Source organism: Eubacterium xylanophilum ATCC 35991 (genome assembly GCF_000518685.1).
Classification (GTDB): Bacteria; Bacillota; Clostridia; order Lachnospirales; family Lachnospiraceae; genus Eubacterium_F; species Eubacterium_F xylanophilum.
Genome location: NZ_KI912471.1, coordinates 114117 through 126015, shown reverse-complemented (window position 1 = coordinate 126015; position 11899 = coordinate 114117). Strand labels below are relative to the sequence as shown.

Sequence of the window (11899 nt, the reverse complement as noted above, 5' to 3'; positions counted from 1 at the left end):
TCATTTTCTAGAAATCTTTTGAAAGAGTTGGGATGGATGGTTCATCATCCGCATCCTCTAAAAGTCCACCAACAATATTTACACCATTTGGTGAGAATATATATATAGATCTTGAAATTTCATGATAATTTCCGTCGATGGCATAGATACAACCTGAAATAAAGTCCATGATTCTCTGACCTTCGTCAATATCATAGTCCTCAAGATTTACGATAACTGGCTTGCCCTCGATAAGAGTTTCACAAATTTCCTCTGAATCTGTAAAAGTAGTTGGCTGGAAAAGCTTAATCTCTGACATTGATCTGTTCAAGGAAACCACCTTTCTGCTGTTCAAGAATCCCGACTTAGGTCTAGAATCCTCATCCACTTCTCTTGAGACTGGTCTAGGCTTTGGCTGAGCTTTGCGAACAGGTCTTGGCTGCTCTTCTGGCTCATTATAGCTGTAATCATCGTAATCGTCAAAATCATCCTCATCAGAATCTAATTTGAAAAAATTCAATACACTTTCTAATCTAGGCATCGTTAATAATTCCTTTCTCTTTTCTTTAATGGTATTCTCGACTTCCAAAGATTCCGGTTCCAACTCTAACAAAAGTTGCACCTTCTTCGATGGCAACTTCATAGTCACCTGTCATCCCCATTGAAAGTTCTCTCATATTAATATTATCAATGTTTTTACCGTTTATGTCAACTAGTAATTTCCTTAAATTCACAAAATGTTGTCTATTTTTTTCAGGATCATCAACATATGGCGCAATTGTCATAAGACCTTTGACTGAAATATTGGGAAAAGTAGCAATTTCTCGCAGAGCATTTTCCACTTCTTCCGGCATAAATCCAAACTTGGATTCTTCTTTGGCAACATTGACTTCTATCAGAATATTTGCAACTTCGTCATTCTTCGCATATTCTTTTTGAATCTCCTTGGCAAGTCTTACTGAATCAACAGAGTGAATCATTTCGACTAGTCCGGGCAAATTCTTGACTTTGTTGCGCTGTAAGTGACCTATCATGTGCCAATGTGTGTCTTCCGGGAGATCAGGATGTTTTTTTACGATTTCCTGAACTTTATTCTCTCCAAAAGTGTTCACACCAGCTTCTATCGACTCTTCCATCATCTCAATTGGCTTTGTCTTGCTGACGGCAATAAGTGTCACTTCACTTCTATCTCGTCCTGCTTTTTGACAGGCTTTTTGGATATTTTCCTCAACTTTAACAAGGTTTTCCTTAACCATTTTTGTATTCCTCCATATTTGGTAATAAATTACTGAATAAAATCATTTTCAGAAATCTGATCCGGGTTAACTACTATATGATCAAAGTTTGCAATTCCACCTTTGGTATTCTCCGAAATAATGATATATTCATTGTTCTCATATACGGATTCTATCTTCTTAAACTGACAATATCCTGAATTCACGCAGTAAACTCCCTTGACTTTAATAGTTTCGGATACTGTATAGGAATTGGCAGTCTTAGGATTCAAAATATTCTCTCCGGGAGCTATCAAGGATTTTTCTACGTAATATTTGCCATCATCTACAGAATAATTACTTATCTTGGTAAATTTTCCTGTACTGGCAAGTATAACTCCCTTAGAATCAAAGTCATTGTCTCCTGCAGTTGTTATATATTGTTCAGGAATGACAGATAATTCCTTAGTTATAATGGACGTTTTAGGTATCTTTAGACCATCGGCGGCATTTAGATTGAGCTGCACATCGATATAACGGTCATTGAGATATTTGCCCATAAAACGGGATGTAGATAGTGATACGAACCTAGCATCGCCGTGAATTAGAAATTCAGTTGATGCATTAAAGGACACACCATCTTTCTTGATAGTTACTCGAATTGATTTTTTATCTTTTATTGAATTGTATATTTCTTCCGTAATCGGAATGACAATAGACCACCGTTGTGAGTTAACAAGCTTGTATACGGCAGTTCCCTTTTCTACTTTTTCCGATGAGCGAAGCTGATTCTTGTTTGGAGCAGCTACACTCTCAAAGGTCTCTGAAGAAACTGATTCAACAGTCAAATCCTCCATTCCATCAATCGAATAAGAAACAATTCCGGATTTATTGGTTTTGACTTTAGTGAACTCAGACTTAATGGAACCGGACTTCATCATTTTGTTGAAATCACTGTATAAGTTGCTTCTACTCTGCTCAAATACCATATTCTCAAGTTCATACTTGAAACTTGAGATATCATCATAACTTGAGGGCTTTTGATCGTTGTAATAATCATCGATTAACTCCCTCATATTGGCGATATTATTGATATTGCTAACTTCCTTGGACTCGACCTTTTTTAGCAGTTCGCTTATCTCATTGTTGCTGTCAATGGTATAAATAACCTCATTTTTGGCAACCTTGCTTGTATCTGCATGGAAAAAGTTGATAAATCCATCTTGCTTTGTTCGATATACTGTCTCATCTCTAACTGCAACACCTGTGATACTGCTGTTATCAGAAATCTTAGTCTTATTGACTTCGTATATACTCACATGCTTTTTTGAAACATATGTTACAAATATAAATACAACATATATCAAAATAACCAATGTGATGAGCGTGGCAACATGTGGTCTAAATGGTTTTTTTGTTAGTTTAACAATCTTTGAACTAGCCATTCAGAACAATCCTTTCTCTTATTTTAACAAATCACGCCAATCAAGATCACCGCGATCAAGGGCCTTAATCATAAGTTCAGCTGTCGCAAGATTTGTAGCAAGCGGAATATTGTGCACGTCACAAAGCTGAAAAAGTGTTGTGACCTCTGGTTCATGAGATTTCTTGGTAAGTGGATCTCTTAGAAAAATAACCAGGTCAATATCATTACTCTCAATTTGAGCCCCCAATTGCTTCTCTCCGCCCAAGTGTCCGGCAAGATACTTGTGTATATTGAGATTTGTTACCTCTTCTACCAACCTACCGGTTGTAGCTGTGGCATATACATTATGTTTGCTTAGAATGCCTCTGTAGGCAATACAAAAGTTCTGCATCAGGATTTTTTTCGAATCGTGTGCAATCAATCCAATATTCATGAAAATCCCCCATTCATTTTATATAATCTAATAATTTGTTTCTTGATCAAGCGTTTCCACGAAACTTCCCACACCACCTCTATTTGGCTGTATTCCTATGTTAATGAGTATACCCACAGCCATGGAACTACTGATTAACGACGAAATACCATTACTCAAAAAAGGTAAAGGGAGTCCTGTATTCGGTAAGAGCGATGTTGCAACTCCAATATTGAAGAATACCTGAAAACAGAACATTGATCCTATTCCCAGTGCAATCATCATACCTTGATAATCCTTTGCTCTCTTTGCAGCGATAAATGACTTTATAATTATGACAGATAATAGTGATAAAATAGCCAAACAGCCTATAAAACCGAACTCCTCACTTATAGGCGTCCATATAAAGTCACTTTCTATGACATCAACGGCAGTATAATTTCTAGCTCCCGATGAACCCTCTATTAACATTTTACCATAAAGCTTACCAGATGCAATGGATAAAACAGAGTTATTTTGCTGATACATAACACTCAAGGCTGCTGATTCAGGATTGAGCCATCCCGTGATTCGACTCAACTGATATCCATGCAGAAGCTTTTGGTTGGGTTGTTGTACATACCATATCAAAAAACCTGCTATAGGTATTAATACGGCCGCTATAGGTGCGATTATTTTTCTTCCAATTCCGGATGACATAAGCATAATAACGAATACCATCACAATTACAACACTTGATGACAAATCGGATTGCACCAAGATAAAAAGTGTCGGAAGAAGTGCCAGGCCACAAGCCATAAAGAAAATCTTAAATGATTGCAAATCGTCCTTATAGTGGGCGAAAAATGTGGCCAAAGTTAATATGATAATGATCTTTACAACCTCGGATGGCTGAAACATCAAAATCTTGAAGTCTAGCCAACGATAGGAATCTGTACCTGAGTTAGAACCCAGCGGGGTAAACTTGGTACAAAAGACGGATATAGTGCCTATAACATACAGTATTGGCACATATGAGCACATGGTATGATAGTCTATAAGAGAAACCACCACCATAATCACAACCGTCAGAGAAATAGCAATAAACTGCCTCTTAAATGACGATGCACCTATAATTGACAATACATAGGAACTGATTATAGATAAAAGTGTCACTATAATCAGGATGCTATAGTCATATTTTTTCCAATTATACCGCTTGGCTTGCTTCCATCGGTTAAAAAATGCTTTTATCTTTGTTAAAATCAAAGCTTTCTCTCCTTAATATTAGTCGTGAACCCCACCGGAATTACTTGCTGCAGCAGCTGCTGTATTTTTCAACAAGTTCTTGCGGGCATCCTTATCCTTACTGTAATAGTATTGATAAACAAGGCTTGCAAGAGATGCAGCATTGCTGGAGGTAAATCCATTAGGCATAACAACAGTTACAGATATCTCAGGATTGTTATATGGAGCAAAACTCACAAACAAAGCATGGTTAGGCTCATTGGCACTAATCTGCGCTGTACCGGTTTTTCCGGCAACTTTTTTATTAACTTTCTTGAACAAATCTGTAATACTTCCGTTGTTTACCACCTTATACATACCATTTTTGATGGCCTTTAAAGTGGATTTCTTGACATCAAGCTTGTTTCTCACCTTTGCATCATTTTTCTGGTTGCTCTTGGCTTGACCATCATAGATGCTATTGATAAGTGTGAGGTCATAGCAATTACCGCCATTGGCAATAGTTGAAACATATCTTGACAACTGAACAGGCGTATAACTGTTAGTACCCTGTCCAATTGCAGAACGAACAGAGTCGCTGTCAGACACATTTGGATCGGTCTCAGACAACTCAATACCTGATTTACTTGTCAACCCAAACATATCTGCATATTTCTTTAAAATATTCAGACCCTTTTCATTATTTACAACGCCGCCGGATTTGCCACTCAATCTGTAACCTAATTCATAGAAGAAGTAGTTACATGAATGTTGAATCGCCTGGCTTACATTGATTGTGCCGTGACTCACCGATGACCAACATTTAGGAGAGGGATTGATCTTGGTAAATTCTACCCTATCCTTGATAGTTGTATATGGGTCAATTATTCCCTCTTCAAGTCCAGCTGTAGCTGAGACCATCTTGTAAGTCGAACCGGGAGCAGTCTTCTGCTGGGTCGCTCTGTTTAGAAGCGGTGAAGCACTGTTATCATTAATTTTGCCATAATAACTGGCATTTACTGAATTGGCAAATTTGTTATTGTCATAGCTTGGATAAGATACCAATGACTTAACTTGTCCGGTATTTGGAACAGTTACAACAACGGATGCTGAACATGGTGTGAGACCAAGTTCTCCGGGTGATATCTCAAGTGTCTTAATCTTAGAGCGTATAAATTGGTATGGAGAAATCATACCTGTTCTAAGTTTTGCCTCAGTATTCTTGTCATGTTTTAGATATCCCTGCTTGTAGAGAATAAGACACAACTCTCTTCCGTTGACAGTTCCGTTGTATATCAAAGTATGATATATCAACTTGTCGAATGACAGATTATCGTCTAGAGATGAGAATATGTAATCTATCATCTTTTGATAGATCTCTTCGGTTCTATAATAATCATCACCGATATCCAGTTTATCAAGATCTATCCAATCGTTAGAAATGGCATAGATCAAAAATTTACTCAAACTGATTTTACCATTGGCATATGCATTATAAGTGGCATCTGTCTTATCCATCTTATTTGTGGCTATAATCTCATCATTTCTTAACATTGTATAAACAAAGTCAAGGTAGCTCTTAGTGGACTTTGACAAGGCCTTGCCGTGAGTTCCGTTATCGTAACTCAACAGAGACTTGAGCCTATTAATAATACCTCTCTTGTGAGATGAGAACTTACTATAGACATCTCTCTCAATATCTGATGCGTCTTTCTCAGCGAAAAGTGATATGTCCACCAGACTATTTTCAACAATAGCGCAATATGCATCATATATTGGGACTTTGATATTGTCCGCCTTCTTGCCCTTTGATCCGGCTCGCTTGCTGTTAGTCAACTTAGAAATTAACACTCCTGCTATGGATTTTTCAGTCAACTTGTATACAGCCTTCTGAAGATCTGAATCGATAGTCAAGTAAATATCATCACCGGCCTTGGCGTCAACGTGATCTTTGGTATCAACAACTCTGGAACTACTGTCCACCACAAGTGTTTCGCTTCCCTTCTTTCCGCGAAGAACATCTTCGTAGGTTTTCTCGATACCTGTCTTACCAATTTGGTCAGTAGATGTATAAGTTGTATCATTATTTTCCTTCATGGCTTCCAGAGCCTCTGAAGAAATCAATCCGGTATATCCTATAATATGCGAGAAATAATAGCTATTATAGTATACTCTCTTGGAATCTTCTAGGACTTCAACTCCTGTTAAGTCCGCAGAGTTCTCCTTGATTGCAGCAACCGTCTCCTGTGAAACATCGCTACTCATAATAACCGGCTCGTATTTTTTGTATGTATTCATCATGAGAGCATATCTAATTCTCATGATATCAAGAGCTTCTTCGTTGGTATAAACTTTGCCCTGAGCTTTCTCAGCTTCAGGATTGAAGAATCGAATTTGATTGACTTTTGTGCTATTTCGAATATAATCAAAACACTGGGCAGCAGTCATCTCCTTCTGCTCTGCAGTTAGCTGATCCACAGAATTTAAAAAGTATATTTCCCTTTTGAATCTCATCTGAGCATTTTCATCTACATTAAAGGCAAATTCGCCTTTTCGATTAATCTCAATCGGAAAATCCACAGAAATCTTGTCACCATTTTTCTCTATAAGTTTAATACACTTCAATATAATATTATTGAGTTCAGTATTGTCTTTGACCTGTCCTACATCCTCAATAGTTATGGCAAAACTCTGTTCATTTGAAGCCAGAAGTTTTCCGTTGCAGTCAAAAATCTGTCCCCTGGAGCTCTTGAGAGTTCGGCGTTTTTCTTTGTTGATTGTCGCCTTCTTCTCATAAACTTCTCCTTTTACTATTTGTAAGTAAAATAGTCTGCCTATCAGCGCTCCAAATAGAACAATATATATAATAATCAGAAGGAAAATACGTGATTTAATAAGTACTTTTATATGATCCAGTAGTCCTGAAAACACTATTCTTTCCTCCTTTTCTCATCTGTTACGTTTTCCGATAGTCTTTCTATCTTCTCCAATAACCACACAAAAACAACCGCAACTAACAATGTATAAACTAGTTCCGGTATTATTCTCGTATTAAAGAAAAACATAAAATTCAAACGTCCTCTTGGTAAATATTCAGTGATATAATAGTATACTCCATAGATAATATCACTTGCTCCAATCAGGATACAAGGCAATACAAAGTGTCCTGAGAAATATATTTTCTGGCAATAGCCACAAAAGAAACCAAGAGACATTAATATCAATGCCAACAATCCGATGATGCTTCCATAGACCAAGTCATACATCATGCCACAACAGAATCCTATTATGAGACCTGTGGTTCTGCCGCGCATATAGGCATACATAACCGTTACAATCAGCAGCAAGTTGGGCATGACGTCAGCAAGTTTTAGATACTGCAAAACTGTAGTCTGAAGAAGAAAACAAATCAACACCACTAGAATGGGCATTCCTCTCTTCTTAATCATATTTCTTAATATCCTCTATTTCAGATGAATCTTTCAAAGTTGTGATAATAAGTACCTCTTTGAGCTTATCAAAGGAAACTGCCGGTATAAGATATGCAGTTTTGGACAATCCATCAGACTCATCACTTATATTTGATACATATCCAATCAACAGACCCGGAAGAAACTTGTCACTTATCTGGGATGTGACGATGGCATCTCCCTCCTGCGCCTTGGCAGAGTTGTTGATGAGATTTACATCTATATATCCATTATAGATACTCTCCATATTACCCTTAACAATACATGTTTCACCAGTTTCTTCAAACATGGCACTTACATTACTCTTGTCATCGATAATAGCGCGAACCTTGGCATAATGACTTCCAACTTCAGATACAATACCTACAAGTCCTTTTCCGGCAATGACATTCATGTCCGGTTTGATACCATCTTCGCGTCCCTTGTCAATTGTAAACAGATGAAACCAGTTATTACCATCTCGGCTGATAATTGTAGCAGCAACTTTTGGATAATCCGGATACTTTTGATCCAAATCATATAACTCACGATATGTATCTAGGTCATTGTTCTCTGTAGCTAAAACTGAATTGTCATAGTTCAGTTCGTCTACTTTTTTCTTGAGTTTTTTGTTCTCTTCTATGAGATTCTCCTTGGTTCTAAACAACTCAACTTGGCTTGAGATCTTCTCTCCAACGGAATTGATTCCACGTTGCATAGGAGAAAGCACATCACCTACTACCGTCTTAGGTCCCATGAACTTATCTGAGAACTTGAAACTCAGCACTATCAAGCAAACGCAAGTAATGCACAAAATGACATATATGTACTTTGGATGAATAGAAGGTCCTTTTCTTCTTTTCTTAGCCAAAATTATTCACCGTCTTTCTTTAGAGTGCAAGCTTTGCAAGTTCCGGATTTTCGATTACGGCACCAAGGCCCAAAATAACTGTATTTTCAGGCTCTTCAAAAACATTTACCTTCAAGCCAAGCTCATCAAAGATAAATTGTCCGAGATCCTTGATCCTGCTGGATCCACCTGTGAGATACAAACCTGACTTATAAATATCAGATGAGATTTCCGGTGGTGTCCTCTCAAGAATAATCTTGATTGAATCAACGATATTCTGGAACAACTCACTGAGAGCCTCGTGAATATCCTTAGAAGTGACAGTGATTTCACTAGGCAAACCTGTCACAAGATTTCTACCACAGATTTCCATAGATTCGTCAGTTTCATAGGCTGACGCAATATTTTTCTTGAGCTGTTCTGCACTTCTCTCACCAATCACAAAGTTCTTATCCTTACGAATCTTGGCGATAATCGCTTCATCAAATCTGTTACCACCTACAGGGATGAGTCTACTTAATACGATTCCGCCGAGAGACAAAACTGAGATCTCAGCTGTATTAGCTCCGATATCTACTACCAATGTTCCGATAGATTTACGAATATCAAGATTCATGCCAAGCGCATCTGCAATTGGCTTTTCAACGATGTGAATTTTCTTGGTCTTGAGAGTGGTATTGGCAATCAAATCAAAGTATGCACGTTTTTCAACCTCTGTAATATCTGTAGGAACGGCAACAAAGCACTCAGCTCCCTTAAATCTCTTCTTTCCGTTCAACTCGGCGAAGAAATAGTCGATAAGTGCTTGCATATTTCCGATATCCGCGATAACACCATTTTTGATTGGATATGAAACTTCAAGATTCTCCGGAGCTTTCTCATACATTTCAAAAGCCTCGTCTCCTACTGCAAAAACATGTGATTTCCTATAAATCGCGATAACACTCTTCTCGTTGAGGATGATACCCTCTCCATTTTTATATATCTTTATTGAACTTGTTCCAAAGTCGATTCCTAAAGCTTTAAAAGACATTCTTCTTACTTCCTCTCATTTTACTTGTAAAAAATCATACATAGTTATTCTACCACATTTCTTTTCAAATGTATATACCATTTTTAAGTGACTAACACTCTATCAAATTTTTCTTCACCATTTGATCTAGAGATTTGATGATTCCAAATTTTCCATGTTGCCAAGTTAGTCCGCCCTGGAAATATACACTAAAAGGCTCTTCGATAGGGGCATCTGCGCTTAATTCTATTGATGAACCCTGTATAAAATTACCTGCCGCCATAATTACATCACTGTGATAACCCGGCATGGCATATGGTTCCGGCATAACATAACTATCTACGGGAGCTCCCGCCTGAATCCCCTCACAGAAGGCAATCACTCGCTCTTTATTGCCAAGGGCGATGGCCTGTATAATGTCATATCTCTCTTCATCTTTGCCGGGACTTGTCTCAAATCCCAAGTTTTCATATATATTAGCGGCAAAAATAGCCGTTTTGAGCGCACTTGCCACAACTGTTGGTGCAAAGAAAAGTCCTTGGTAGAAAGATCTATTGATATCTAGAGAAGCACCGACTTCTTTGGCGAGTCCCGGCGCCGTAAGCCTTGATGCACAGAGGTGAATCAAATCCTTCTTACCAACTATATATCCTCCCATTGGGGCAAGTCCGCCACCTGGATTCTTGATAAGAGATCCGATAACCATATCTGCACCCACTTCTGAAGGCTCTATTGTCTGAACAAATTCTCCATAGCAATTGTCAACCATGCAGATTACATCAGGCTTAATATCCTTGATAAAAGCGATGAGTTCACCTATTTTCTCGACAGAAAAAGTCTTTCTCATTGCATATCCCTTAGATCTTTGAATAGTTACAAGTTTTGTCTTGGAATTGATAGCCTTCTTGATATTTTCATAATCAAAGGAACTATCCTCTAACAAATCTACCTGATTATATGTAATCCCAAACTCACTTAAGCATCCCGGCTCTTTTTTTCCGTTGATTCCAATTATGCCCTCCAAAGTGTCATAGGGTTTTCCAACCGGACTAAGCAGCTCATCGCCCGGTCTGAGAATCGCAGATAACGCAATTGTCAATGCATGGGTTCCACATGTGATCTGAGATCTCACAAGTGCATCCTCGGTTCCAAAGATATCTGCATATACTTTTTCCAATGTATCTCGACCATCGTCGTCATATCCATATCCGGTACTGCCGTTCATGTGTTCAGCACTAACTCTATTTCGATTAAATGCATTGAGTATTTTTATCTGATTATACTCCGCAACCTCATCAATTTTTTTAAATCTGTCTTCGAGTTTTTGTGAAATATTCCGCGTATAATCAATGACTTTTTTTGATATTCCATTTTCTAAATAAAGCTTTTCAAGTGTACTCATTTTATATTCCTTCTTTATAATATTTTTTTATTATATACTCTGCCACCTTATCATCATTTTCAAACTCATCTTTGTCAATGAATATGGTTTCTTTTTCTCGTCTGAACCACGTCAATTGGCGCTTTGCATAGTGTCTTGTGTCTATCTTGATCTGATTTTTCAGTTGTTCTAAGTCTATCGCACCATCAAAATAGTCAAAAAACTCTTTGTAACCAATAGCCTGCATCGATGTGAGATTTCTATCATATCCCTGTTTGACAAGATTTTTAACTTCTTCAAGAAGTCCCATATCAAACATTATATCAACTCTTCTATCGATATTTTTATATAGTTTCTCTCTGTTCATATTGAGAACAAAGTAGTTGAAATTATACGGAGATTGGTTTTTACTCTGCTCTTCATTATGGCTGGAAAACTTCTCTCCCGTGTTGTTATAGTAATCAAGCGCCCTTATAATTCTCTTGTAGTTATTGGGATGAACTGTCCCTGCATATTCCTTATCAACACATAAGAGTTTTTCATATAGCTCTTGTCCTCTTCCTGTATCAACCAATTCCTGCAATTCACGTCTATATGACTTATCACTCGACTCCTCTGTAAAGTTTATGTCATATAATAGAGCTTGTATATAAAATCCTGTCCCGCCTGTAATTAGCGGAATATTTCCACGAGATATAATCTCTTGGATCTTATTTTTGGCCATTTCTTGATATTGAAATACATCAAAATTCTCCCCGGGATTTACAACATCAATAAGATGATGTCTAATATCTCCCATTTCTTCTTTTGTAATCTTCGCTGTTCCTATATCCATCCCCTTATATATTTGCATTGAATCTGCAGATATGATCTCACATCCAAGTTCTCTGGCAAGTTTTAAGGATATTGCGGTTTTTCCGACAGCTGTCGGGCCAGCGAGAACAATCACTCTACTCTTTGGCAATTGATT

The 11899-nt window shown here is 37.6% G+C and carries 11 protein-coding genes; all 11 read right to left on the bottom strand.

What is annotated here, in order from left to right; translation table 11 throughout:
* Positions 1–7 precede the first annotated feature (7 nt).
* Complete coding sequence (locus tag L877_RS0108990) at positions 8–520, bottom strand: cell division protein SepF (RefSeq protein WP_207637253.1); 513 nt, start codon at positions 518–520, stop codon at positions 8–10.
* 25 nt (positions 521–545) lie between these two features.
* Positions 546–1235 carry a YggS family pyridoxal phosphate-dependent enzyme gene (locus L877_RS0108985; RefSeq protein ID WP_026835784.1) on the bottom strand — a complete coding sequence of 230 codons (690 nt, stop codon included), beginning with the start codon at positions 1233–1235 and terminating at the stop codon, positions 546–548.
* Positions 1236–1264: 29 nt separating this feature from the next.
* On the bottom strand, positions 1265–2638 hold the full coding sequence (locus L877_RS0108980) for a biotin/lipoyl attachment domain-containing protein (protein ID WP_026835783.1): 1374 nt from the start codon (positions 2636–2638) through the stop codon (positions 1265–1267).
* Between the two features lie 18 nt (positions 2639–2656).
* The gene (gene mgsA / locus L877_RS0108975) at positions 2657–3052 is read right to left on the bottom strand and encodes a methylglyoxal synthase (RefSeq protein ID WP_026835782.1); all 396 of its coding nucleotides are present in this window, start codon (positions 3050–3052) and stop codon (positions 2657–2659) included.
* Positions 3053–3079: 27 nt separating this feature from the next.
* Positions 3080–4279, bottom strand: a complete 1200-nt coding sequence (locus tag L877_RS0108970; RefSeq protein WP_026835781.1) for an FtsW/RodA/SpoVE family cell cycle protein — start codon at positions 4277–4279, stop codon at positions 3080–3082.
* A gap of 18 nt (positions 4280–4297) precedes the next feature.
* Entirely contained in the window at positions 4298–7168 is a 2871-nt protein-coding gene (locus L877_RS12825) for a penicillin-binding transpeptidase domain-containing protein (RefSeq protein WP_034785498.1), read from the bottom strand.
* Positions 7168–7686 carry a rod shape-determining protein MreD gene (gene mreD / locus L877_RS0108960; protein WP_026835780.1) on the bottom strand — a complete coding sequence of 173 codons (519 nt, stop codon included), beginning with the start codon at positions 7684–7686 and terminating at the stop codon, positions 7168–7170. The genes L877_RS12825 and mreD overlap by 1 nt, the downstream gene beginning before the upstream one ends.
* A complete protein-coding gene (mreC, locus tag L877_RS12820) occupies positions 7679–8557 on the bottom strand; it encodes a rod shape-determining protein MreC (protein WP_034785496.1) in 879 nt (292 codons plus the stop codon). Before mreC ends, mreD begins: the two co-directional genes overlap by 8 nt.
* 19 nt (positions 8558–8576) lie before the next feature.
* A complete protein-coding gene (mreB, locus tag L877_RS0108950; RefSeq protein WP_026835779.1) occupies positions 8577–9569 on the bottom strand; it encodes a rod shape-determining protein in 993 nt (330 codons plus the stop codon).
* Between the two features lie 91 nt (positions 9570–9660).
* On the bottom strand, positions 9661–10950 hold the full coding sequence (locus L877_RS0108945; protein WP_026835778.1) for a methionine gamma-lyase family protein: 1290 nt from the start codon (positions 10948–10950) through the stop codon (positions 9661–9663).
* 1 nt (position 10951) lies between these two features.
* Positions 10952–11893, bottom strand: a complete 942-nt coding sequence (gene miaA, locus L877_RS0108940; protein ID WP_026835777.1) for a tRNA (adenosine(37)-N6)-dimethylallyltransferase MiaA — start codon at positions 11891–11893, stop codon at positions 10952–10954.
* Positions 11894–11899 lie beyond the last annotated feature (6 nt).

Coding starts and splice junctions, on each gene's coding strand:
- mreB (WP_026835779.1), bottom strand. CDS start 9,569: ATGTCTTTTAAAGCTTTAGGAATCGACTTTGGAACAAGTTCAATAAAG.
- L877_RS0108980 (WP_026835783.1), bottom strand. CDS start 2,638: ATGGCTAGTTCAAAGATTGTTAAACTAACAAAAAAACCATTTAGACCA.
- L877_RS0108985 (WP_026835784.1), bottom strand. CDS start 1,235: ATGGTTAAGGAAAACCTTGTTAAAGTTGAGGAAAATATCCAAAAAGCC.
- mgsA (WP_026835782.1), bottom strand. CDS start 3,052: ATGAATATTGGATTGATTGCACACGATTCGAAAAAAATCCTGATGCAG.
- L877_RS0108990 (WP_207637253.1), bottom strand. CDS start 520: ATGCCTAGATTAGAAAGTGTATTGAATTTTTTCAAATTAGATTCTGAT.
- mreD (WP_026835780.1), bottom strand. CDS start 7,686: ATGATTAAGAAGAGAGGAATGCCCATTCTAGTGGTGTTGATTTGTTTT.
- L877_RS0108945 (WP_026835778.1), bottom strand. CDS start 10,950: ATGAGTACACTTGAAAAGCTTTATTTAGAAAATGGAATATCAAAAAAA.